The 25,892-nt window shown below is 33.9% G+C and carries 21 protein-coding genes; 10 read left to right on the top strand and 11 right to left on the bottom strand.

Going from position 1 to position 25,892, the window contains the following annotated elements:
- Positions 1–16: 16 nt before the first annotated feature.
- The 4 genes from trmFO to ACVPPR_RS04530 all read left to right on the top strand — a co-directional run bounded on the left by trmFO (position 17) and on the right by ACVPPR_RS04530 (position 4,311).
- Entirely contained in the window at positions 17–1,327 is a 1,311-nt protein-coding gene (trmFO, locus tag ACVPPR_RS04545) for an FADH(2)-oxidizing methylenetetrahydrofolate--tRNA-(uracil(54)-C(5))-methyltransferase TrmFO (RefSeq protein WP_462304769.1), read from the top strand.
- Positions 1,328–1,443: 116 nt separating this feature from the next.
- Positions 1,444–1,989: an ATP-dependent protease subunit HslV gene (gene hslV, locus ACVPPR_RS04540; protein WP_462304768.1), complete on the top strand. Its 546-nt coding sequence runs from the start codon at positions 1,444–1,446 to the stop codon at positions 1,987–1,989.
- Between the two features lie 15 nt (positions 1,990–2,004).
- A complete protein-coding gene (gene hslU, locus ACVPPR_RS04535) occupies positions 2,005–3,414 on the top strand; it encodes an ATP-dependent protease ATPase subunit HslU (RefSeq protein WP_462297000.1) in 1,410 nt (469 codons plus the stop codon).
- 15 nt (positions 3,415–3,429) lie between these two features.
- Positions 3,430–4,311 (top strand): aldose 1-epimerase family protein, encoded by an 882-nt coding sequence (locus ACVPPR_RS04530; protein WP_462304801.1) that lies wholly within the window; start codon positions 3,430–3,432, stop codon positions 4,309–4,311.
- Between the two features lie 23 nt (positions 4,312–4,334).
- Here the strand turns inward: ACVPPR_RS04530 and plsY are convergent, their stop codons facing one another.
- Positions 4,335–4,958: a glycerol-3-phosphate 1-O-acyltransferase PlsY gene (gene plsY, locus ACVPPR_RS04525; protein ID WP_462304767.1), complete on the bottom strand. Its 624-nt coding sequence runs from the start codon at positions 4,956–4,958 to the stop codon at positions 4,335–4,337.
- A gap of 180 nt (positions 4,959–5,138) precedes the next feature.
- Between plsY and parE the strand changes: the two genes are divergently transcribed.
- The 5 genes from parE to ACVPPR_RS04500 all read left to right on the top strand — a co-directional run bounded on the left by parE (position 5,139) and on the right by ACVPPR_RS04500 (position 12,331).
- Complete coding sequence (parE, locus tag ACVPPR_RS04520; protein WP_462297003.1) at positions 5,139–7,142, top strand: DNA topoisomerase IV subunit B; 2,004 nt, start codon at positions 5,139–5,141, stop codon at positions 7,140–7,142.
- A 72-nt stretch (positions 7,143–7,214) separates the two neighbouring features.
- Positions 7,215–9,599, top strand: a complete 2,385-nt coding sequence (gene parC, locus ACVPPR_RS04515) for a DNA topoisomerase IV subunit A (protein WP_462304800.1) — start codon at positions 7,215–7,217, stop codon at positions 9,597–9,599.
- Between the two features lie 107 nt (positions 9,600–9,706).
- Positions 9,707–10,666 (top strand): LysR family transcriptional regulator, encoded by a 960-nt coding sequence (locus tag ACVPPR_RS04510; protein ID WP_462297004.1) that lies wholly within the window; start codon positions 9,707–9,709, stop codon positions 10,664–10,666.
- A gap of 14 nt (positions 10,667–10,680) precedes the next feature.
- Positions 10,681–11,613: a manganese-dependent inorganic pyrophosphatase gene (locus ACVPPR_RS04505; protein WP_462304766.1), complete on the top strand. Its 933-nt coding sequence runs from the start codon at positions 10,681–10,683 to the stop codon at positions 11,611–11,613.
- Between the two features lie 58 nt (positions 11,614–11,671).
- Positions 11,672–12,331, top strand: coding sequence for an HD domain-containing protein (locus ACVPPR_RS04500; RefSeq protein ID WP_462304765.1), 660 nt, complete (start codon positions 11,672–11,674; stop codon positions 12,329–12,331).
- 52 nt (positions 12,332–12,383) lie between these two features.
- Here the strand turns inward: ACVPPR_RS04500 and ACVPPR_RS04495 are convergent, their stop codons facing one another.
- The 6 genes from ACVPPR_RS04495 to ACVPPR_RS04470 all read right to left on the bottom strand — a co-directional run bounded on the left by ACVPPR_RS04495 (position 12,384) and on the right by ACVPPR_RS04470 (position 18,515).
- On the bottom strand, positions 12,384–13,652 hold the full coding sequence (locus ACVPPR_RS04495) for an ISL3 family transposase (RefSeq protein ID WP_462296923.1): 1,269 nt from the start codon (positions 13,650–13,652) through the stop codon (positions 12,384–12,386).
- 140 nt (positions 13,653–13,792) lie between these two features.
- On the bottom strand, positions 13,793–15,034 hold the full coding sequence (locus tag ACVPPR_RS04490; protein ID WP_462303914.1) for an ISL3 family transposase: 1,242 nt from the start codon (positions 15,032–15,034) through the stop codon (positions 13,793–13,795).
- Between the two features lie 288 nt (positions 15,035–15,322).
- Positions 15,323–16,393: a tyrosine recombinase XerS gene (gene xerS / locus ACVPPR_RS04485; RefSeq protein ID WP_462304764.1), complete on the bottom strand. Its 1,071-nt coding sequence runs from the start codon at positions 16,391–16,393 to the stop codon at positions 15,323–15,325.
- A gap of 536 nt (positions 16,394–16,929) precedes the next feature.
- Positions 16,930–17,103: a hypothetical protein gene (locus tag ACVPPR_RS04480; protein ID WP_462304763.1), complete on the bottom strand. Its 174-nt coding sequence runs from the start codon at positions 17,101–17,103 to the stop codon at positions 16,930–16,932.
- A 97-nt stretch (positions 17,104–17,200) separates the two neighbouring features.
- Positions 17,201–18,067 carry a DegV family protein gene (locus tag ACVPPR_RS04475; protein ID WP_462304762.1) on the bottom strand — a complete coding sequence of 289 codons (867 nt, stop codon included), beginning with the start codon at positions 18,065–18,067 and terminating at the stop codon, positions 17,201–17,203.
- A 28-nt stretch (positions 18,068–18,095) separates the two neighbouring features.
- Positions 18,096–18,515, bottom strand: coding sequence for a MarR family winged helix-turn-helix transcriptional regulator (locus ACVPPR_RS04470; protein ID WP_462304761.1), 420 nt, complete (start codon positions 18,513–18,515; stop codon positions 18,096–18,098).
- A gap of 155 nt (positions 18,516–18,670) precedes the next feature.
- On the opposite strand from ACVPPR_RS04470, the gene ACVPPR_RS04465 reads away from it, so the two are divergent.
- Positions 18,671–20,374 (top strand): NFACT RNA binding domain-containing protein, encoded by a 1,704-nt coding sequence (locus tag ACVPPR_RS04465; protein WP_462304760.1) that lies wholly within the window; start codon positions 18,671–18,673, stop codon positions 20,372–20,374.
- Positions 20,375–20,414: 40 nt separating this feature from the next.
- Here the strand turns inward: ACVPPR_RS04465 and pyrE are convergent, their stop codons facing one another.
- Genes pyrE through carB form a run of 4 tightly spaced genes read right to left on the bottom strand, consistent with a single transcriptional unit; the run spans position 20,415 to position 25,890 of the window.
- The gene (gene pyrE, locus ACVPPR_RS04460) at positions 20,415–21,041 is read right to left on the bottom strand and encodes an orotate phosphoribosyltransferase (protein WP_462304759.1); all 627 of its coding nucleotides are present in this window, start codon (positions 21,039–21,041) and stop codon (positions 20,415–20,417) included.
- On the bottom strand, positions 21,042–21,755 hold the full coding sequence (gene pyrF, locus ACVPPR_RS04455; protein WP_462304799.1) for an orotidine-5'-phosphate decarboxylase: 714 nt from the start codon (positions 21,753–21,755) through the stop codon (positions 21,042–21,044). It lies immediately after the preceding gene.
- Positions 21,752–22,684, bottom strand: a complete 933-nt coding sequence (locus tag ACVPPR_RS04450) for a dihydroorotate dehydrogenase (RefSeq protein ID WP_462304758.1) — start codon at positions 22,682–22,684, stop codon at positions 21,752–21,754. The genes pyrF and ACVPPR_RS04450 overlap by 4 nt, the downstream gene beginning before the upstream one ends.
- Before the next feature lie 20 nt (positions 22,685–22,704).
- Entirely contained in the window at positions 22,705–25,890 is a 3,186-nt protein-coding gene (carB, locus tag ACVPPR_RS04445; RefSeq protein ID WP_462304757.1) for a carbamoyl-phosphate synthase large subunit, read from the bottom strand.
- Positions 25,891–25,892 lie beyond the last annotated feature (2 nt).

Here is a 25,892-nt window from a genome sequence, read left to right as displayed (position 1 = left end):
TAGCAGGAGGATTATAATGCCAAATATTAGCGTTAATGTAATTGGTGCCGGTCTTGCCGGTAGCGAAGCTGCATGGCAAATTGCCAATCGAGGGGTTCACGTTAACTTGTACGAAATGCGCCCCATTAAAATGACACCAGCTCATCACACTGAAAATTTTGCTGAACTGGTTTGTACAAATTCTTTAAGAGCCAATCAAATTTCGAATGCAGTTGGTCTTTTAAAAGAAGAAATGCGCCAATTAGATTCAGTAATTATGACATCTGCTGACCACAATTCAATTCCTGCTGGCGGTGCATTAGCCGTCGATCGAGATAAATTTTCTAAAGAAATTACTAATTTAGTCAAAAATCATGAAAATGTAACGGTTATTAATGAAGAGTTAACTGAATTACCAGAAGGACCAACCATTGTTGCCACTGGTCCATTAACATCAGCAGGATTAGCAGAATCAATTCAGCAATTAAATGGTAGTGAAGGCCTGTACTTTTATGATGCCGCTGCACCTATTTTAGAAAAATCATCATTAGATATGAATAAAATCTATCTAAAATCACGATACGATAAAGGTGATGCTGCTTACCTGAATTGTCCAATGACTAAAGAAGAATTTATTACTTTTTATAAGGCCCTCATTGAAGCTGAAACGGCTGAAATGCATGATTTTGAAGATGAAAAGTTTTTTGAAGGATGTATGCCAATCGAAGAAATGGCTAGAAGAGGTGCTAAAACGATGCTGTTTGGTCCTTTAAAACCAGTCGGTTTAGAAGATCCAAAGACTGGTAAACAACCTTTTGCTGTTGTTCAATTACGTCAAGACAATGCTGTCGGTGATTTATACAATATGGTTGGTTTCCAAACACACCTTAAATGGGGCGAACAAAAGAAAGTTTTTTCATTGATTCCTGGGTTAGAAAATGCTGAATGTGTTCGTTACGGTGTTATGCATCGTAACACATTCATGCGTTCTCCTGACACCTTAGAACCTACGTACCAATCAAAATTTAGAGATAATCTCTTTTTTGCTGGTCAAATGACCGGTGTTGAAGGTTATGTTGAAAGTGCTGCAAGTGGCTTATTAGCAGGTATAAATGCTGCTCATCTTGTTTTAGGAGAAGAACCAGTCGTTCTACCTAAGACAACTATGATGGGAGCCATGGCTCATTATATAACACACGCGAATGGCAAGCATTTCCAACCAATGAACGCCAATTTTGGTATTGTACCAAAATTAGGCGGAAAGAAAATTCGAGATAAGCAAGAAAAAAATCAAGCGGTTGCAAATCGTGCGCTAGAGCATTTAGCCATATTTAAACCAACTCTTTAAATATTTATGAAATATCTGATTAAATAATTGAGTTATCCTTCATTGTTGTGCTACAGTAGTAGCGTTCAATGAAGTTTTTTTATACAATAAAATGAGAAATAATGGAGGAATTTATTATGGCAACTGTTTCATTTCATGCAACAACAATTTGTGCCGTTAAGCATAACGGACATTGTGCAATGGCTGGAGATGGTCAAGTTACGATGGGTGAGAAAGTTATTATGAAAGGGACTGCCAGAAAAGTTCGTCGTATCTATAATGATCAAGTAGTAGTTGGTTTTGCTGGAAGCGTTGCTGATGCATTCAACCTTGAAGAACGTTTTGAAAAAAAATTAAATGAATTTAGTGGGAATTTACAGCGTGCTGCAGTTGAATTAGCACAAGATTGGCGTAGTGAACAATCATTACAAAAATTAGAAGCCCTTTTAATCGTAATGAATAGCAAAGAAATGTTACTTGTTTCTGGTAGTGGCGAAGTTATTGAACCTGATGACGATATTTTAGCAATCGGTTCTGGTGGTAATTTTGCACTTTCTGCTGCAAAGGCACTTAAACACCATACAACTGATATGTCTGCCAAAGAAATTGCCGAGTCATCAATTAATATTGCTGGTGATATTGATATTTTCACGAATCATCATGTTATCTCTGAAGAATTATAGAAAGTAGGTAAATTTATGACTGTAATTGATAAAACACCAAAACAAATTGTAACTGAATTAGATCAATACGTTATTGGTCAGAATGATGCAAAAAAAGCGATAGCTGTTGCCTTGCGTAATCGCTATCGTCGGATGCAACTTTCTGAATCAATGCAAAAAGATGTCACACCTAAAAATTTAATGATGATTGGACCAACTGGTGTTGGTAAAACTGAAATTGCTCGTCGCTTAGCAACTATGTTGGAAGCACCATTTGTGAAAGTAGAAGCAACCAAATTTACCGAAGTTGGTTATGCTGGACGTGATGTGGAATCAATGGTCCGTGACCTAGTTGATGTTTCAATCAAATTAGAAGAAGATGCTCAATATGGTCGTGTTTCGGGCGAAGCATCAAGAATGGCAGATAAGCGTCTCGTAAAATTGTTGGTTCCTGGTATCAGAAAACAAAAAAAAGCTGAAAATATCAATATTATGCAAATGATGTCTCAAATCCAAAAGGGGCAAATGCCAGCAGGTTTGGACACGGAAAACGAAGAAGAGGTTACTGATGACATTAGAAATGAACGGTTATCTGTGTCAGAACAATTAAATCGTGGTTTATTAGAAAATAACGAAGTTACAATCAAAATTGATGAACCTAAACAACCATCTGGTATGAACGGTATGATGGGCCAGATGGGAATTGATATAGGAGATTCATTAAGTGCTTTAACGCCAACTCGAAAAATCGAAAGAACGTTAATTGTATCAGAAGCACGAAAAATTTTAATTCGTGAAGAATCAAAAAAATTAGTTAATTCGGCAGATATTAACCAGGCCGCAATTGAACGTGCTGAAAATACGGGAATTATTTTTATTGATGAAATTGATAAAATTACCTCTAAATCTCAAAAAAATAGTGGTGAAGTCTCAAGAGAAGGTGTGCAACGTGATATTCTCCCAATCGTTGAAGGCTCTCAAATTTCAACTAAATTTGGTCCGATTAATACTGATCACATCTTGTTTATTGCATCAGGGGCATTTCATGAAAGTAAACCTAGCGATTTAATCGCAGAACTTCAAGGTCGTTTTCCAATTCGGGTTGAATTAGATGATTTAAGTCAATCAGATTTTGTTAAAATTTTGACCGAACCCCATAATGCGTTGATTAAGCAGTATATTGCTCTAATTGGCACTGATAATATCAATGTGACATTTACAATTGAAGCAGTAGAAAAAATATCTGAAATTGCATATAACGTTAACCACGATACTGAAAACATTGGGGCACGTCGTTTGCATACTATCCTTGAAAAATTACTTGAAGATTTATTATTCGAAGGACCTGATATGCAGATGGGAGACATTACAATTACTGAAAGTTATGTCGAAGATAAGATTGGCAATATCGTTGCCGATAAAGATCTTAGTCGTTATATCTTATAGAAATGGGTGAATAAATTGACAGTTGAATTGAAAAATGATTTCATCACAGTTAAGATTTCTGAACAAGGTGCTGAACTAGTTAGTGTTAAAGGAAACGACACAGCTATTGAGTATATTTGGCAAGCAGACAAGAAATATTGGGGTCGACATGCACCCGTTTTATTCCCAATTGTTGGACGTTTAAAAAATGATGAATATGAATATAATCAAAAAATGTATCAGATGGGACAACATGGATTCGCTCGTGATATGCTTTTTACGGTGATTTCTCAAACTGAAACGTCAGTTGTCTTGGAATTAGGATCATCTCCAGAAACAAAAATCAAATATCCATTTAATTTTCGATTGAGATTACATTATATTTTGACTAATCATCAAATAAAAGTTATTTACGATGTCTATAATCCTGATGAAAATGAGTTATTATTTTCAATTGGAGGCCATCCAGCATTCAATATTCCATTAAAGAATGCCTATCTAGATTTGGAAAATTACCAAATTGAGATTGCTCCCAACGTTGAAAGACGTCAGATTCCATTAGTTGGACCATTTAACGATATTGCAAATGCAAAATTGGTTAAGTTCAACGAACCTATTAAGCTATCTCGAGAAACTTTCAAAAATGATGCCTTAATTTATGAATTGAAACAATCAGAAACAACTGTTTTACTTTCAACGCCTGAAGATGATCATGGGGTTTCTGTAACATTAAATGGTGCTGATTATGTTGGTGTTTGGTCAAAATATCCTGAAAATTCACCGTTTGTTTGTATTGAACCATGGTGGGGTTTAGCTGATAACGTTGCGTCTACAGGCAAATTATCTGATAAAAGTAGTCTTTACAAGTTAGAAGAAAATCAATCATTTGAAGGATCATACGAAATTACAGTATTTTAGCCAAATAAAAAATCGATGACTATTCATCGATTTTTTTTATTCCGTAAATATAAGCCAAGTCCAAACGGCACCATACTCTCAGTTCCATTAAAAATACGCTTTATATTGTCTTTATGTTTATAAATAACGAAAATAGTTAAAATCCCCGCAATTATAGTTAATAGCCAATCTTGAAAGGCTATCGCAACTATCAACATCCCAATAAATCCAAGGACACTTGCAACACTCACCATACTTGTTAAAAGTATTAATGAAATGAAAATTGTACAAGCTATGATGAAAAATAATGGATTATAGGGTAATAAAATACCTGCGCCAGTAGCGACTGCTTTTCCACCTTTAAATTTAGTGAAAATAGAAAAGGTATGCCCAGCTACGGCGCCGACTCCAATTAGTAAAGGACTAACGGTTGCAGCAACACCGAACATGTAAGGCAGACTTGCAGCAATGATACCTTTTGAGATATCCATTACTAAAACGACTGTACCTGCCTTTGGTCCAAGAACGCGATAGGTATTTGTTGTACCAACGTTTCCACTACCAAATTTTCTGATATCTTTTTGATAAAAATATTTTCCAATCCAAACACCTGACGGAATTGATCCTAAAAAATAAGCAATCACTAACATTAAGACAATTGTACCCATGATTATAAACTCCTTTCGACCAGTAAATCTGATAAGTAGTATTTTAACATTCTTTTTAGAAGACACCAATTTATTTTATAAAAAAGAACGTCTATTCGGATTTTTCTTTACATTTCAAAAAAGAATGGGTTATTATAGTAACGTTACTGTATGAACACAGAGTAAGGAGAGTTTAACTGTATGACTAATCCAAATAAAATAAAATACAACGATGATTCAATTCAAGTTCTTGAAGGACTTGAAGCAGTTAGAAAGCGACCTGGTATGTATATCGGGTCAACAGATAGCAAAGGATTGCATCATCTTGTCTATGAAATTGTTGATAATGCTGTTGATGAAGCCTTGTCAGGTTATGGTTCACAAATTGATGTTACCATTCACAGTGATAACAGTATTACGGTTGTCGATTACGGTCGTGGTATGCCAATTGGTATGCATGCGTCAGGAATTCCAACTGTTGAAGTTATTTTTACTGTCTTACATGCTGGTGGAAAGTTCGGTCAAGAAGGTGGCTATAAAACTTCTGGTGGACTACATGGCGTTGGTGCGAGTGTTGTTAATGCCTTATCATCTTCATTAACGGTTGATACCGTCCGTGAAGGCGTGCGTTATGAAGAAAAATTTGAAAATGGTGGGCATCCAGTTGGAACATTAAAAAAATTGGGTGCTACTAAAAGAGCAAACGGAACAACGGTTACTTTTAAACCTGATGAAAGTATTTTTTCAACGACGGTTTATAAATATGATATTTTAGCTGAAAGACTGAAAGAATCCGCCTTTTTATTACGTGGTGTTAAAATTGTTTTAACTGATGAAAGAACTGATAAACAAGATATCTATCATTTTGAAGAAGGTATCAAAGAATTCGTTGCTTATCTGAACGAAGATAAAGATACACTTGGCGAAGTGATGTATTTTGATGGCACTAAAGATAAAATAGAAGTTGAAGTTGCAGCGCAATATAACGATGGCTATTCAGAAAACCTGATGTCTTTTGTTAATAATGTTCGAACAAAAGATGGTGGTACACATGAAGCCGGAATGAAGTCTGCTTGGACAAAAGCTTTTAACGAATATGCTAGAAAATTAGGCCTTTTAAAAGATAAAGATCGTAATTTAGAAGGTAGTGATGTTCGAGAGGGCCTTTCAGGCGTCATTTCAGTCCGAATACCTGAAGAGTTACTCCAATTCGAAGGACAAACAAAAGGAAAACTTGGCACACCTGAGGCAAGATCGATTGTTGATAGTGTCCTGAGTGAAAAACTTGGTTTTTATTTGATGGAAAATGGTGAGTTTGCACAAGAACTTGTTAGAAAATCAATTAAAGCTAGAGAAGCGCGTGAAGCTGCTCGTAAAGCACGTGATGATTCACGTAATGGTAAGAAGAAAAAGAAAAATGATCGCTTACTCTCTGGAAAATTAACACCCGCACAATCAAAAAACGCTAAGAAAAATGAATTGTTTTTAGTCGAAGGTGATTCTGCTGGTGGTTCAGCTAAACAGGGCCGTGAACGTAAATTTCAAGCGATCTTACCTTTACGTGGTAAAGTCTTAAATACTGAAAAAGCAAAATTACAAGATATTTTAAAAAATGAAGAAATTAATACAATGATTTATACAGTTGGGGCTGGCGTTGGGGCTGAATTCAAGATTGAAGACAGTAATTACGATAAAATTATTATCATGACTGATGCCGATACCGATGGTGCCCATATTCAAACATTATTACTAACGTTCTTTTATAAATATATGCGACCATTAATTGATGCTGGAAAAGTTTACATCGCCTTACCTCCTTTATACAAAATTCAAAAAGGGACTGGCAAAAAAATGGACAGCATCTATGCTTGGACTGATGAAGAACTTGCTAAAGCAACGGAAAAAATTGGACGTGGCTATAGTTTACAACGCTTTAAAGGACTTGGCGAAATGAATGCAGATCAATTGTGGGAAACAACAATGGATCCAATGACAAGAACTTTAGTTAGAATTCGAATTGACGATCCCGCACTTGCCGAAAAAAGAGTGACAACGTTAATGGGCGACAAAGTGGAACCACGTCGAAATTGGATTGAAGAGAACGTTCAATTCTCACTTGAAGAAGATGGTAGTATCTTGGATAAAGTTTCTAGTAAACAAGTTACCGATTCAAAAGATGATGAAGTACAATCAACGACTGACTAAGGAAGGGGGATTACCGATTTGGCTATAGAAAAAGATACATCAAAAATTCAAGAACTAACCTTAGAAGATGTTATGGGCGAACGATTTGGTCGTTATTCTAAATACATTATTCAAGAACGTGCTTTGCCCGATATTCGTGATGGTCTAAAACCCGTGCAACGTCGGATTTTATACGCAATGAATCAAGATGGTAACACGTATGATAAAGGCTTTAGAAAATCAGCTAAATCAGTCGGAAACGTAATGGGTAATTTTCATCCGCATGGAGATAGCTCTATTTATGAAGCTATGGTTCGTATGAGTCAAAATTGGAAATTACGCACGCCATTAATTGAAATGCACGGAAACAATGGTTCAATGGATGGTGATTCTCCAGCTGCAATGCGTTATACAGAAGCCCGTACAAGTAAAATTGCAACTGAAATGTTACGGGATATTGAAAAAGAAACAGTTGATTTTGTTTTAAATTTCGATGATACAGAATATGAACCCACTGTTTTACCAGCAAGATTTCCTAATCTATTAGTAAATGGTGCAACCGGAATTTCAGCTGGCTATGCAACTGAAATTCCACCGCATAATTTAAGCGAAGTTGTTAATGCTGTTGTCTACTTAATTGGACATCCTGATGCAACGTTAGATAAATTAATGACCTTTGTTAAAGGACCTGATTTTCCAACTGGTGGTATTTTACAAGGATTATCTGGTATTCAAAATGCTTATAAAACAGGACGTGGTAAAGTCGTTGTCCGCTCAAGAACAGAGATTCAAGAATTAAAAGGTGGTAAAACACAAATTATTATTTCAGAAATCCCATACGAAGTGAACAAAGCCGTTCTTGTTAAAAAAATGGATGAAATTCGCTTACTTAAAAAAGTGGATGGTATTGCTGAAGTTCGAGATGAAAGTGATCGTGAAGGATTACAAATTGCGATTGAATTAAAGCGTAACGTTAATGCGCAAGGTATTTTAAATTACTTATTCAAAAATACTGATTTACAAATTTCGTATAATTTCAATATGGTTGCCATTAATAATCAACGGCCTGAATTAGTTGGTTTAAAGAAATTCTTATCATCTTACTTGGACTATCAATTAAGTGTTACGAAAAAAAGAACTGAGTTCGACTTGAAAAAGGCTGAGTCTCGCCAACATATCGTTGAAGGACTAATTAAAGCATTATCTATTTTAGATCAAGTCATTAAAGCGATTCGTGCAAGCAAAGATAAAAAGAGTGCTAAAACCAGTTTAATAACTCTTTTTGACTTCACAGAAAAACAAGCTGAAGCCATTGTTTCATTACAATTGTACCGCTTGTCTAATACAGATGTGACTGCACTCGAAAAAGAAAATGCTGAACTTGCTGAAAAAATTATTAATTATAAAGCAATATTAGCCGACCCTAAAGTATTATCTGATGTGGTTAAAAGAGAATTAAAAAAAGTCTCAAAAGAATATGCCACACCTCGGTTAACTGAAATACAAGAACATATCGAAGATATCAAGATTGAAACAGCTGTCTTGGTTACACCTGAAGAAGTTCAAGTATTAGTGAGTCGTGATGGTTATCTTAAACGTAGTTCATTGCGTTCGTTTAATGCTTCAGGAGTAGAAGAAAATGGATTGAAAGATGAAGATTATATTATATTTAATGAACCCGTTAATACTTTGGATCATTTATTTATATTTACAAATAAAGGTAATATGATTTATCGACCTATTCATGAAATCACTGAAGCAAAATGGAAAGATACCGGTGAACATATTTCGCAAACCATTGGATTGGACGCTGATGAATACCTGATTAAGGCATTCTCTTTCAAAAAAGTAGATGCCCCTGGTAAATTTATTTTTGCAACTAAAAATGGCTTTATCAAGCAAACCACAGTTTCAGATTTGAAACCTGGACGAACTTATAAAGGTCATGCAAGTAAATTTATGAAATTAAAGGTCCCTGAAGATGACGTCATCTTAATTTCATATTTAGAAAAAGATGATGCCTCATTATTTGTCTTCAGTGCTTCGCATGATGGCTACGGATTGAGATATCCGCTTGAAGAGGTCCCAATTGTTGGTGCCAAAGCAGCTGGTGTCATTGCGATGAATCTGAAACAAGACGATTTCGTTGCGTCAACTTGTTTAGTTACGGAGAACAGCCAAATTGGTTTGTTAACACAACGTGGCTCATTTAAGCGTATGGCTGTTTCAGAAGTTAGTTCGACAAGTAGGGCGAAACGTGGTGTGCTTATTCTTAGAGAGCTTAAGAAGGAGCCTCATAGAGTGATTGGAATTAAACCAATTACCAAAGATGTTAATTTAAGTGTTATTACTGAAAGTGGTCATGAATTTATTATTGAACCAATGTCACATCCGTTATCAGATAGATATTCAAATGGGTCATTCATTATTGATACAGAACAATTAGGAATACCTAATCTATTAAATGAGATTAAATAATAATTAAATTCTTTAAGAAAAAGGGCGAATTAGTTTGCTCTTTTTTTTTATTACGCTTATTATAATAATATGACTATTATTATTTAAACTGAGGAGACACAACTAATATGAAAACAAAGCAAGAAAATATATTTTCATCAAAAACGTTAACATATTTTCTGCAACTTGCAGATATTATGAATTACACGCAAACAGCACAAATATTAGGTATTACACAACCTGCACTAACGCAACAAATTAAAAAATTGGAACGAACAGTTGGTGCACCACTTTTTTATTCTGTTGGTAAAAAATTACATTTATCTGATGCTGGTTATACGATGTTGGATGCAACACATCAAATTTATGAAACGTTGAACAAAGCAACAAACGAAATTCAACAATCAACCAGTGCAACACAAGGGGAAATCACGATTGGTATCCTAGCCTCAATTGAAGATGAAGTATTTGATGATTTTGTCATACAATATTATAAAAATAATCCAGATATTATTGTGTCATTTCACTTATTGACACGTAAAGAAATCTGGAGTGAACTCGAAAATAATAAAATTGATTTGGCAATTATGTACCTTCCAGATGAAAGTATTAAAAACTGGAAACCGTACGAAAGTAAGAAAATCATTACTGAAAATTTATTATTTTTACATCATAATGAAAAATTAGCTTCTAAGAAGAAAGTTAAGCTTCAAGAAACCATTGATAATGTTTGGGTTACTTATCCAAATGATTATTATCTTGATAAAATAATTAAAACAATTTACCAAAATCAATTAGTGAACTTACCAAAAAGTGTTGCTCGATTTACAGCACCTTCACAAATTTTAAAATTTGCTCGTGCAACCCATGCTTACACGGCATTACCAACTTCATTTCTAGTTGCTCATCCAGAAAGTAAAGACCTTTGGACATCAAATTTTGACCCAGAAATTAAATTTGATTTATCATTTGTCTTTAGAAAAGATAAAGATGAAATTCCTAGAAATGAACATTTTTTAAGTGCTTTTGATGACTATTTAGAAGAAAAAGATTACATGACTCGTCTTAAAGAAATTAACAAAAATTAAGGAGATTATAAATAATGACTAAACAATTAATTTTCGGGCACCAAAGTCCTGATACGGATGCAGTAGTAGCTGCCAAAGCATTTTCATATTTACAAAACAAATTAGGTTTTGATACTGAAGCTGTTGCCCTCGGTTCGTTAAGTGAAGAAACAAAATTTGTTTTAGACTACTTTAATGAACCCGAACCAATAATTATTAAAACAGCTAAAAATGAAGTTGACTCAGTTATGTTAGTTGATCACAATGAATTTCAACAAAGCGTTTCAGATATTGCCGACCTTGTTGTGACAGATGTTGTTGATCATCACCGTATCGCTAACTTCACAACAAATATGCCACTTAATTTCCGTGCAGAAGCTGTTGGTTGTTCAAGTACCATTCTTTGGAAAATGTTTAATGAAAATAATGTTGAAATTCCTGCTAACATTGCTGGTTTAATGATGTCTGCTATTATTTCTGATACCTTATTATTCAAATCACCTACCACAACACCAGTTGATATTGAAGCTACGAAGGCTCTTTCTAAAATTAGCAATACTGACTACAACGTCTATGGGTTAGATATGTTAAAAGCTGGTACTAACTTATCAAGTAAAACTGAAGAAGAATTAATTAACGGAGATGCTAAATCTTTCGATATGGCTGGAAAAACAGTTCGTGTTGCACAAGTCAATACCGTTGATTTAGAAGAAGTATTTAATCGTGAAACTGCTTTAGTTTCAGCAATTGAAGCTGACAGTAAAGCTAATAATTATGATTTATTCTTATTATTAGTGACAAATATTTTGGATAGTGATTCAGAATTATTAGTTGTCGGAGAACCTAAAGAAATGGTTGAAAAAGCTTTCGATAAAAAGCTTTCTGATAATAAATTATCATTACCTGGTGTCGTTTCAAGAAAGAAACAAGTCGTTCCTCAATTGCAAGCTGTTTTTGAAGCAAAATAAAGATTAAAAAAGTTTAGACTTTATCTCTAAGCTTTTTTATTTTAAGGAGGAATTGGCAATGACACCTGAAGAACAAATTCAAGCAGTAAAAGAATATACGCAAAATAAATTAGCATCAGACACTTCTGGACATGACTTTGCTCATATTGAACGAGTCGTTGCAAATGCAAAGAATATTGCCTCAGAATCTTATAACATCAACTACTTAGTCATTGTTCTTAGCAGTTATTTACATGATGTTATTGATGATAAAGTAGTTGATAATGTTGAAAAAGAAACAGCTAGCTTAACTCATTTTTTAACATCTATCAATTTAACTAATAGCCAAATTAATGATATTTTAACGATTATTCAATCAATTTCTTTTAAAAAGCAATTAGGAAACGAAGCGGTTAGTTTGTCTGAAGAAGCTAAAATCGTTCAAGATGCTGATCGCTTGGATGCCATTGGTGCCATCGGAATTGCTAGGACCTTTTATTACGGCGGCCACGTTGGTAGTAAGATTTATGATCCGCAGCATGGTCCAAGAGTAAATATGACTCCAGAGGAATATAGAAACGTTAAAAATCAAACAGTTATTAATCATTTTTATGAAAAATTATTAACATTAGCTGACACAATGAAAACAGAACCAGGTTATAAATTAGCTAAAAAAAGGCATCAATTTATGCTAGATTTTCTAGAAAATTTCAAAGCTGAATGGGACGGACAAGCATAAAAAAAGGTTCTTCGTCAACTGTTGTTGGTGAATGATATTATGAAGGTTCTAATCACTTAGTGATTAGGCCTTTTTTTGTATGAATCTTAAGGGTATAAAATATTCTGATGCGAAATCTATAAAAGTTTCTAAAACCAAAACTAACGCGTTTAATGACCTTTATTTTATTATTTGTGCCTTCTAAAGGACCGTTAGAATAATGATGATTAAAGGTATTTTTAATTTCAAAATGGTGAAGAAACAACGTTTCAATACTTTTAGTCATTTCTTCGGAACAACCTTCGGTGTTTTTAATTGCTGAATCATAGGACTTCCAATCTTTTAGGTGAAGGGCTGATCTAATTTGGTTCATGAGTTCATATGCCTTTTTCAATTCTGGATTTAAACTTAGTAAATGGTCAATGATATCAATTTCTGTTGTTAAGTATGGAAAGTAGGTCCATTTTTTAAAATTCTTGTAATCCAGATTTTCAGCCGGTTTTAATAGGAGCTTCCAGTAACGTTTTAGGGCCTTATAGTCTTGTGATGATGTTGGCAGTTCTTTCATAAGTTTGATTCTAGTTTTGGTGAATCCACGATTCACTGAATTGATAATATGAAATTTATCGATAATAACAATCGCATTAGGAAAGATTTCTTTGGCTAGTTTAGGATAGGTATAATTCATATCAGTCACAATAATCTTCACGTTTTTTCTAGCTGTAGCTGAATAACGATAAAAATAGCGTTGTATTTGGTAGAGTCGTCGACAAGATAAAAAATCGATTAATTCATGATTACTAGCATCCATAAATTCAAAACTCATGGCATCTGTAGCAGATTTAGTACTCTTGACTTCGTCAAGGAGTAGAACATTGGGTAAAAATTTATAATTAGGTTTAAAATCCCGTTCAGAGGCCATGAGAATACGACCTACAAAGGAATCAGAAGTCGAAATTTCATCAGCAATGTGAGTTAAAGAAACGGGTTCTGTCAATTTAGTTAAACAGAGTTTTCTAGAAGTATTGGAAATCGTACAGTTCTTAGGGACTGCACTAGTTTGAGCTAAAAAGTATGATTGACACTCGTTACATTTAAAATATCTGCGTTTGAGAGACAAAATAATATTTTTTCCTAATACTTTAGGATAACGAATGGTTGTTTGACGCCAACCATACTTAATTATCTGACCTTCGTGCTTAATACCGCAGTTGGGACAAGCCTTCGGCTGGTAATCGAGAATACCGTTAAACCTGGTGACACCATCATTAGATGTCTCATAATCAATAATCATTAGATTATTGTCTTCTATTCCAAGCCAAAATTTAGTATGATTAGACATGCGGAGATTCCTTCTTTCTTATTAATTCATCTGTGGTGGTTGAACGATAATGGATTTGGATAAACCGGCTCTTCGTCAACTGTTGTTGGTGAAATTGTCATTGAGAAATCTGTTATTTGATAACAGGTTTCTTTTTTTGCTTAAAATTTAATTGTACTCAAAATACGTAAACGATACTGGCTAAAATTTTTAAACCCATAAGCATTGCGCTTAATTACTTTTAGTTTATTGTTAAGTCCTTCTAAAGGACCGTTAGAATAGGGATATCGTAGCGCATTTTTTAAATAATCTGGTTGTTTCATGAGTGATACAGTTACCTTTTGAAATTGTTCTGAAACGCCTTTGGCGTTAGTTAACTGATAATTAAGTTTTGACCAATCTTTATTACGGATGGCAGTTAAGCTATTTTGAAGACAATCATAGGTATTAGCTAAGATTGGATCAATAGCTAGTAGATTTTGAATTAGATCTGTTTCAGTTTGCCATTCTTTGAAGTAAGACCAATGACGAAAATTCTTATAATTTAATTGGCTCATTGGTTTTAATAACAATTTCCAATATCGTTTTAATTGTTTGTAGGATTGGGAACTTACTGTAAGTTTTTTCATAACTTGAATTCTAGTTTGATTGAAAGCTCTAGTCATAGATTGAACAATATGAAATCGATCATATACAACAATGGCATTAGGAAACAACGTTTCAGCTAGTTTAGGATAGGTATAATTCATATCTGTCACAATTATTTTGACGTTATCACGTGCAGTTTTAACATAACGATTAAAGTGTTTGGTAATCTGATAGATGGTTCGTGCCTCGATTAAATCAATTAATTCGTGAGTTTTGGCATCCATATATTCAAAGCTTAAGGCATCTTTTGTTGTTTTAATCTCATCGAAAAGAAGAACTTCTGGTAAATAATTTAAATTCACTTTGAAATCATGTTTGGTTAAAGCAAGCACACGACTAACGTAGTTAGTCGAAGTAGCGAGTTCTTTTGCGATATGGGTCATAGAACTCGTTTCTTTTAATTTTTCAATACATGCTTTACGGCAGTTAAGTGAAATGGAACAATGTTTTGTTGTGAGTGTTGTTTGTGCCAAAAAGTAACCGTGGCATGTTTTACAGTGGAAATTTTGTTTGCGTAATTTAAGAATAATAGTCCGTTCAAATGAACGAGGTAAGCGAACCGAAACAGTTCGCCAACCATAATTAATAATCTGATTTGTATTGATAACGCCACATTTTTGGCAAGCTTTAGGACGATAATTTAAAGTACCATAAATAAAAATAGTACTATCAGAATCAGACTGAATAGCTAAATTATTATCAATTATAATATTTGGGTCTTCTATTCCAAGTAAAACTTTAGTATGATTAATCATGAGGGAACCTCTTTCTTTTGGGCTGGCTGGCCATTAAAGGAAACGAAGTTCCCTTTTTTGTATTATTATATAAAAAAATTGCCGCCAGTGATAGATTTTCTATCACCAACAACAAATATTGTAGAGCCGATAAACCGTACCCAAAAGTCTTATGGCTTTTGGGTCTTTTTTTGTCATTATACAAAAAAACTGTTATTAGTAATAGAATTAATTTCTATTACCAACAACAGATATTGTAGACCCTAAAAAAAACGGTTAACTCATCAAAATGAGTTAACCGTTTTTATTTTATAATTTATTAATAGCATTTCGCTGCTCTTCATCAATCATATGTGTATATAGCGCGGTTGCGCTTGTTGAGCTTTGTCCTAACTGTGTCGCAACAAGTTGCTCATTTTTTGTCTCTAAATATAGCTTAGAGGCAAGCGTATGTCGCAATTTATGAGGTGTAACGCGCACCTTAAACGCCGAGGAGTACTTAGCAACCAATTTTTCAATTGTACCACTCTCAATACGTTTACCAATGCCACGATAAGATGAACAAAATAAGGCTTTTTCTGATTTATCTGTTTTATAGTTTATTGCTCGCACTTCAAGATACTTAACAAGATAAGGAATAACCCATGGCGCAATTGGAACAGTATCTTTTTTACCACCTTTTCGAATAACAGTAATGTTGTTTGTTTTTAAATTTAGATCGGGTAGGTCACTATTTGCAACTTCTGAAACCCGTAAACCACTGCCTAGCATCAACGCATTAATCGCAATGTCACGATCCTTATCACGTTTAAAAAATGAAAGACCTTTTGGTTTCAATAAATTTGCATATTTTTGATCGATAAAATTGATATAATCACGATCTTCAGTTCCTAACATCAATTTATCCTTGATATTAGCCGCACGTGTTGCAAAAGTCTCATTATCTTTTACCACAGAAATTTTTTTCATTACATTACGATAAAAATAGGGCTCTCCGTCTTCTTTTTCTGTTTCTTCAGAAAGATACCTAAACAAAGATGAAATAGCTGTTAATGAGCGATTTACCGTACTTCTCGAGAGCTGTGTATTACTATTAGCATTGTTTGATTTGCTTCTTGAAAGTAGGGAAGACTTGTATAATTCCATATCTTCCTTTTTTAAATGTTCCAAAACGCTAATATCGATTGTTTTAATAGATGTACCATCAACAATTCCTTCAGCCAATAACCAATCAAAAAAACGTCTAAATTCTGTTAAATATTGATATAAAGTCGCATTGGATAGGGGAATAGTAGATTTAGATTGGTAATACTCCTGTGCATACCAAGGCTGTTGTTGTAATTCATTTTCAATCAATTCTAAATACTTTTCTTTTCTCAAAAGAACACCTCATTCCACTAAATAATTCTATATGTAGAGAATAACATATCAAGCAGACAAGTTTCAACTTTCGTTAAAATCTAAAAAAATAGTTAAATAATAGCCATATCATAGCAATATTTAACATTTAGACATTAATTTAGCAAATTGGCATAAAAATACCTTAAAATTGCATTTTACTCATTAAAAATGCAATTTTAAGGTATTTATTGATTTAATCCTATAAATGATGTTTTTAAGACATTCTAAATAATTAATAAAATCATATTATAATAATGAGATTTTATTTTTTATAAAATAAAAATACGCTTGAATATAAGAAATTATAAAATATTTTTATAATTATCTAAAACAATCATACGTAAGTAAGTATTTACAACATATTACTTTGAATGTACTGCTATCCAACTTTCATTAAATTGTGTGTTTTAACTAAAGTTGAATGTAATTCATTTGATGAACCTTGATTAACCAATATTTTTAGTCTTTTCAACTTTATGCATTTTTAACATCTATTTTACTTTGCTTTTGCTGATTCAGTCATCTACTGATGATTTTTTATCAGCATTCGATTTGGATTCTTTATTAAGCTTATCAGAACTTGTCGTTTCTGGTGCATTATTTTTATTTGATTCAATATGGCTGTATGTCGCATAGCCACCAATTGCTAAAAAGAATAGTACAAGTAGAATAATATATGATTTATTCATTATTTAAGACCCCTTTATCAGAATATTTAGATGATAATGAAAAACTGACACTCATGAAATTTGAATGAGTGTCAGTTTATTAATATAAGTAATGTTACTATGCTTGATCAAAATCTTTAATCCATGCTAAGGCTAAGGCTTTTTCGCCCAAATGAGTCCCAATAACAGGTCCAAAGTAACTGATATCAAATGTCATATCAGGATATTTTTTCTTCATTTTAACTTGCCATTTAACAGCCGCAACTTCATCGTTTGCATGAATAATCAGTCCACGTAAAGGATAATCAACTGACGTACGATGTTCTTCAAATAAATCCTCAACTCGTTTAATGGCTTTTTTTGTTGATCTGATTTTTTCAAACGCCACAATTTTATTTGAAATGCTATCAAACGTTAAAATTGGTTTAATTTTTAGAACACTTCCAATAAATGCTGAAGCATTAGATAAACGACCACCTCGTACAAGGTTTTGTAAATCATCAACAATAAAATACTCACCTAATGTGGTTTTTAAATCATCTAATCGCGCAATAATAGCGTCGATATCAGCTTCTTCGTTAGCCATCTTAGCGGCTTCTAAAGCTAAATAACCCATTAACATAACTGTAATTCCTGAATCATAGGGTATGACACGTGTTGATTCAATCGTTGGTGCGATATTTTTTAAATTATCAATAAATCCTGAAATTGTATTTGTTAAATGAATACTTAAAACAATATCATAGCCTTCACTGCCTAATTTATCATACAAATTAATCATTTCTCCGACAGAAGGTTGTGAGGTACTGGGAAAAGATTCAGATGTCTTTAATTGTTCATAAAATTCTTCCGTTGTAATATCGACACCTTCATTATAAATTTTATTGTCGATAATTACTGGAATAGGGATAATCGTAATATTATTTTTTTCAATCTGTTCTTTAGATAAGTACGCCGTACTATCTGTTACAATTGCTATTTTCATTAATTAAACACCTCGTTTTTATAACAGTTTAAACGTCAGTTCTCGTTAGACTTTTATCTAAGCGATTTAATAACATTCTTAATAAATTTTGTTCATCTTCTGGCCATTTTTCAAAAATGGTTGCTTCAAGATTAGTAAATCCTAAGTCTACCGCTTTTGAAGATTCAACACCAACTTCAGTCATCGTATAAATTAATTGTCGTTTATCTTCACCAATACTGTGCTTATCAAGCATCTCTTTTTCAACTAAACGTTTTAATTGACGGCTGAGTGTTGAAATATCCAAATCAGTTTCTAAAGCTAACTTTTCTTGCGTGTTAAATTTAGCACTGATTTTTTTTAATAACTGCCACTCAGATATCGTTAAATTATTTTTTTTAGTTAAACGTTGTAAAATCATTTTATACTGTTTGTCAATTGATAATAAGTTTTCAAGACTTGTTTTCATTTTGCTAACCCCTCAAATTCAATATATCTTGCATTATACAACATTTATACTAATTATGGCAAGAAAACTATTTAATAACGTTTCTTTGCGATTTATCGCTCAAAACGTTACACTTATAGATATTAAACATATTTTATAGAAAGTGAGTTGATTAAATGTCATTTGATGGCGTTTTTACTCATGCAATGATTAGTGAACTGAGAACGAAACTAATCGGTGGTCGGGTCTCAAAAATATCACAACCCTACCCTAATGAGGTTATTGTTACAATTCGTGCTAATAGAAAGAGTCACCCGCTTCTATTATCTGCACATTCGAGTTATGCTCGTGCACAAATTACTAATATTCCCTATTCAAATCCTAAAACACCAACTAACTTTACCATGATGCTTCGTAAATATATAGAAAGTGGTCAACTTGTTGCAATTGACCAAATTGCTAATGACCGGATCATTAATTTTTCATTCTTAACTAGAAATGAATTGGGTGATGAACAACCCTTAATCTTAAGTTTGGAAATGATGGGTCGCTATAGTAATTGTCTCTTGATTAATCCGACAAACGATAAAGTTTTAGATACAATTAAACATATCAGTTCAGACCAAAATCGTTATCGAATGCTGATACCTGGTGCAACCTATCGTCAGCCACCAGCACAAGATAAATTAAATCCATTTACGGATACATCTAACGTTTTTAAAAATCTCCTATCTGAATTCCCAAATAAGGACGTTTTAGCAAAAGAACTTCAAAATCATTATCAAGGGCTGGCTGGTCAGTCTAGTATGGATCTTGCAACTGCACTCCACACTAATTTTGAAGATTTAGATGTAAGTTGGAAAGCTTTCTTTGCACAATTTGATACGCCTACGCCAACTATTTTATCTGGTAAGCGTCTTGATTTTTCAGCTATTCCAAATAAAGAAATCGGGACTGGTCAAACATTTGAGTCATTAAGCGAAATGCTTGATACCTACTATCTTGACAAAGCTAATAAAGACCGCGTTCAACAACAAGGTAGTCATTTAATTCGTGTTGTTAAAAATGAACTCAAAAAAAATCGTGGTAAACAAAAAAAATTAGAAAAAACGCTTAAAAATACTGAAACTGCTGACAAATTACGCGTCCAAGGTGAATTATTAACCACCTATCTTCATTTAGTTAAACAAGGAATGACAGAGATTACGTTACCTAACTTTTATGATAATGAAAAAAAGATGACAATCCAATTATCTAATCAAATTTCACCATCAAAAAATGCACAAAAGTATTTTAAAAAGTATCAAAAACAAAAAAATGCAGTCATTTTTGTTAATGAACAACTCCTTCTTAATCAAAAAGAAATTGATTATTTAGAAGAAATTCAATCAGAAATTGAATTAGCAGAACCTAAAGATTTACCAGACATTAAAACTGAATTACAACAACAAGGTCTGGTAAAAGAACAAAAATTAAACAAAAATAAAAAAGTAATTAAAGTTAAATTAAGTAAACCAGATGATTATTATGCAACTGATGGAACACTCATCTCTGTTGGGAAGAATAATCTTCAAAATGATCAATTAACAATGAAAACTGCTAATAAATCAGATATTTGGTTACATGCTAAAAATATACCTGGCTCACATGTAATTATTCATAGCTCTGATCCCAGTGATGAAACAGTGACGGAAGCTGCTAACTTGGCCGCTTACTTCTCAAAATATCGTCAATCAGCATCTGTCCCAGTTGATTATATTCAAGTTAAACGTATCAAAAAACCTAACGGTTCAAAACCTGGATTTGTTGTTTATGAAGGGCAAAAATCAACATTTATTACCCCTGATTTTAAGAAAATATTGGCTATGCGTCGCAAATAAAAAATATCGACTAAGATAACTTCTTAGTCGATATTTTTATTTATAGCCAATCACTTGGATTAATACGCCATTTATCCAGTAATAATTTTTCCTCAGAATCAATTTTTCCTTGTTCATTAGCAACTTTAATTAGTGTCGAATAAGTTGTTAAAGTATCAAATGGTGTGTCAATTTCAGCAAAGTTAGTGATACTTGCCTCTAGTTCATAACTAAAAATACCAACAACACCTAAAACGTCAGCACCTTCATTTCTTGCTGCTTTAACTGCTTGAATAACACTTCCACCCGTTGAAATAAGATCATCAATCAAGATAACTTTTTGTCCTTTAATTAAGCGACCCTCAATTTGTTGACCGGTTCCATGATCTTTAGGCTTCGTTCTGACATAAATTAAAGGTAAATTCAATTCTTCGGCAATCCATGCAGCGTGTGGAATACCTGCAGTCGCAGTTCCAGCAATAACTTCTGTTTCAGGATACTTTTCACGAATAATATCGGCAATACCTTTAGCGATTCTAGTACGAATAATTGGATAGCTAATTGTTAAACGATTATCACAGTAAATTGGACTTTTTAACCCACTTGCCCAAGTAAAGGGTTCATTCGGTGATAATGTGACAGCCTCAATTTCTAATAAGTCACTGGCAATTATTTCTGCTAAATTCATCTAAGCGTCCTCCCACATTTTTTTAATTGTTTGATAAGCAGAAAAAGAATCTTCAGCTTGCGTAATTGATCGACCGACAACGATTGCACTACTTTGATTTTTCTTTGCCTCAGTCGGTGTCATTACTCTCTTTTGATCACCTACTGCCTGACCTGCTAATCGAATACCAGGTGTGACAGCTAAAAATTTTTCAGATGTTGCGTCCTTAATCATTTTAGCTTCCTGCGCTGAACAAACAACGCCTGCTAAACCAGCCTGTTCTGTTAATTTAGCATAATTAACAACACTTTCAATTAAAGGACGTTCAACTAATTGTTCTGTTTCTAATTGTTTTTGACTAGTAGATGTTAATTGTGTAATCGCAATGATTTGTGGTAATTGTTTCGAATGGTTCCCTTGATCTAGTCCATCTAATGCATATTTCATCATTTCAACACCACCAGCTGCGTGAACTGTTGTTAATGAAATACCAAGCCGGCTTAAACTTGTCATTGTTTGCCGAACTGTATTTGGAATATCATGACATTTTAAATCAAGAAAGATATCATGTCCTTGGTCAATTAATTCTTCAACGAAATGGGTCCCTTCACTGTAAAATAATTCCATTCCAACTTTAACAAAGAGACGTTCATCTTGAGGAAATAAATGTAAAAAATCCATTGTTTGCGTTTTATTTTGAAAATCTAAGGCAATAATAGGTCGATTAATCATTATCTACTCTCCCTTACTTCAGTAATTAATTCAGCTAAAGATTTTATATTGAGTTCATCTAATTTTGCAGGTAATGCTTCGATTAAATCTGGACAAACCATTGCATTTTTAAAATGAGCCGAACCAATTCCGACAGCACTGGCACCAGCAAGATACATTTCGATGACATCGTCAACTGTTTCAATACCGCCCATGGCAATAATCGGTAAGTCAGACACACGACTCACTTCATAAACCATACGAACGGCAATTGGTTTAATTGCAGCCCCTGATAAACCACCGATTTGCCGTCCAAGAACCGATTTTCGAGTATGAATATCGATCTTCATACCTTGGACTGTATTAATTAAACTAAATCCATCTGCGCCATTAGTTTCCGCCGCAATGGCAATTTTTGTAATATCCGTTACATTAGGGGTTAATTTTACAAAGACTGGAATTGTTGTGACTTTTTTAACAGCTGCGACCAAATGACCCGTAATTTCTGGGTCTGTACCAAATAACATGCCACCGACATCAACATTTGGACAAGATACATTTAATTCTAAGGCAGTAACAAGGCCCGAATCATTTAGCGACTTGGCCACTGTTACATATTCTTCTTCAGTGGCTCCCGCTACACTTGCAATAATTGGTAAGTCTGGATGAGCTGCTTTTAATGCTGGCATTTTTTCAGTCACAATAGCATCAATTCCGGGGTTCTTTAGCCCAACAGAATTTAAAATGCCATCGTTGATGGGCATGATTTGTGGTTGTTCATTACCATTTTTTCGTTCCATAGTTGCTGTTTTCGTAATGATGCCACCCAATAAATCCAAATCATATTTTTTAGCACTTGGAACATCGCCAAATCCAAAACAACCACTAGCTGGCATAATTGGATTTTTAAAATGAATGCCTGCTAATGTAACTGCTAATCGCTCTTCAACCAAATCATTTTCCCCCTCATTTTTTATAGTGCAGCTACTGAAAATGCCTGACTTTCTAAAGCTTGAATCAGCGCATCAACCGTTTGTAATGATGTAAATAACGGAATATGTTGCATGATTGCCTTTTGACGAACTTGGTAACCATATGACCTTTTTTCATGATCATCTGATAACGTATCAATCACAAATTGAACCGTTCCAGATTGAAGTAAGTGGCTAATATCATCTAACTGCTTATCAATACTTTTAGCTTCCGTACTAACAAATGTTTTAAGGCCATGTGCTGCAAAGAAATCAACCATTTCAGTTGATGTTAAAACTTGATAGCCCAATGAAATAAATCGCTGGACAAGTGGTAATGCGGCATTTTTGTTTTTAGCGTCATTATTCAATAAAACAGAGCCATTACCTGATAAATTAATATTAGAAGCAACTAGCGCTTTGTAGAGTGCTTTAGAGAAGGTTTGATCTGTTCCCATGACTTCTCCAGTTGATTTCATTTCTGGCCCTAAAAATGGATCAACGTCATTCAATTTACTGAATGAGAAGACAGGTGCTTTTACATGAATTAAATCAGGTTCTGCAAACAAACCATCTCGATAACCTTGTTCTTGTAAGCCGTAACCTAAAATAATCTTGGTTGCAACCTGAGTCATTTTTATACCTGTCACTTTACTTAAAAATGGCACTGTCCGACTGGCACGTGGATTAACTTCCAAAATATAAAGCTCATTTTGATGAACAATAAATTGGAGATTCATCAAACCCACACATTTTAGTTTAAGCGCAATTTTTTTAGTTGCACGAACAATTTCAGTTTTAATTTCATCTGATAAATGTTGTGATGGATAAACCGCCATTGAATCACCTGAATGAATCCCAGCATGCTCAATATGTTCCATAATTCCTGGAATTAAAACTGAAACACCATCACATATCGCATCAACTTCACATTCGATACCTTCAAGGTAACTATCAATTAAAATAGGATGTTGTGGCGCAACTTTAACATTATTAATCAAGTACGTTTCAAGTTCTGCTTGATTTTGAACAATTTCCATTGCACGTCCACCTAAAACATAGCTAGGTCTAACAAGCACCGGATAGCCAATTTCTGTGGCGCGTTCGATAACTTCATCTTGTGTCGTTGCCGTCTTACCAATAGGTTGTTTTAATCCTAATTGGTTAATGACTTGATTAAATGATTCTCTATCTTCGGCACGGTCTAGATTTTCAACCGATGTTCCTAATATTTTAACGCCATGCTGTTGTAGTCCCCCAGCAAGATTAATGGCAGTTTGCCCACCAAACTGTACAATAACCCCTAAAGGTTTATCAACATCAATCACGTTCAAGACATCTTCTAATGTTAATGGTTCAAAATATAATTTATCTGCAATCGAGAAATCAGTTGAAACCGTTTCAGGGTTACTATTCATAATAATGGCTTCATATCCAGCAGCTCGAATGGCTCTAACGCAATGGACAGTTGCATAGTCAAACTCGACTCCTTGACCAATTCGAATAGGTCCCGAGCCAATGACCATAATGGCTTGTTTGTGACTCTTTTTACTTTCATTTTCATGTTCATACGTACTATAAAAATAAGGCGTTGATGATTCAAATTCCGCAGCACACGTATCAACCATTTTATAAACTGGTATAATGTTATTTTCTTTCCTTAACGTTCTAACATCATCGGGCGTTACCTGCCAAATATTAGCAATAACTTTATCACTAAACCCATGAATTTTTGCTTCACTAAGAACATCAACATTTTGGGCATGAGTACTTAATGCCATTTCAATTTCGATGATATGTTTTAATTTATCTAAAAAAACTAAATTAATTTTTGTGAGTTCTGCAATTTCATCAATTGTGTATTCTCGGCGAATGGCTTCTGCCAAATAGAAGAGTCTTTGGTCAGTTGCATTAACCAATTGATTTTCTAATTCAGAATCGGTCGCATTTTGTGCACCCTCCAACTGTAAGTAATCTTCATCAATTTCTAAAGATCGAACCGCCTTTAGTAAACTTTCTTCCATGTTACGGCCAATCGCCATAACTTCACCAGTTGCCTTCATTTGTGTTCCAAGTGAACGATTAGCACGATTAAATTTATCAAATGGCCAGTGTGGTATTTTAGCAACAACATAATCTAATGCTGGTTCAAATTCAGCAAAAGTTGTTTTAGTAACTGGATTTAATATCTCATCTAAATTGAGTCCGATAGCTATTTTAGCAGCTATTTTAGCAATTGGATAACCCGTTGCTTTTGAAGCTAATGCTGATGACCGGCTCACTCGTGGATTAACTTCTATAATATTATATTTGAAACTATTAGGGTCAAGGGCAAGTTGTACATTACAACCACCTTCAATTTTTAACGCTCTAATTAATTTTAATGAAACATCTCGTAACATTTGATATTCTCGATCAGATAAAGTTTGAGTTGGTGCAAAAACAATTGAATCCCCCGTATGAATTCCGACTGGATCAAAATTTTCCATACTACAAACAACAATGGCATTGTCAGCATGATCACGCATAACTTCAAATTCAATTTCCTTGTATCCTGCAATACTCTTTTCTATCAAGCATTGTGTCGTTGGTGATAGTTCCAATCCATTAACAACCGTTTTTTCAAGTTCCTCAGCTGTTTTACACAAACCACCACCAGTTCCACCCATCGTAAATGCTGGTCTAACAATAACTGGATAGCCAGCAACGTTCGCAAATTCAAGTGCATGCTCTAACGTTTCGACCGTCAAAGATTCTGGAATTGGTTCATTTAACTCTTGCATTAATTGCTTAAATTGTTCACGATCTTCAGCTTGGTCAATTGATTTTAATTTTGTCCCTAACAACTCAATATTTAGTTCATCTAAAATACCTGATTGGGATAATGCCATGGCTAAATTAAGCCCTATTTGCCCACCCAGCGTTGGCACAATAGCGTCTGGGTATTCTTTACGTAAAATACCTGAAACTGATTCAACCGTTAAAGGTTCAATGTACACTTCATCTGCAATTTCTTTATCCGTCATAATTGTTGCCGGATTTGAATTGACTAAAACGACTTCATAACCTTCTTCTTTTAAAGATAAACAAGCTTGTGTACCAGAATAATCAAATTCTGCGGCTTGACCAATAATAATTGGTCCAGATCCAAGAACCATTATTTTATGAATATCATTTCTCTTAGGCATCT

The organism is Dellaglioa sp. L3N (genome assembly GCF_054941095.1).
Note: the sequence above shows the minus strand (reverse complement) of the source record. Positions and strands in the feature narration are given on the sequence as shown.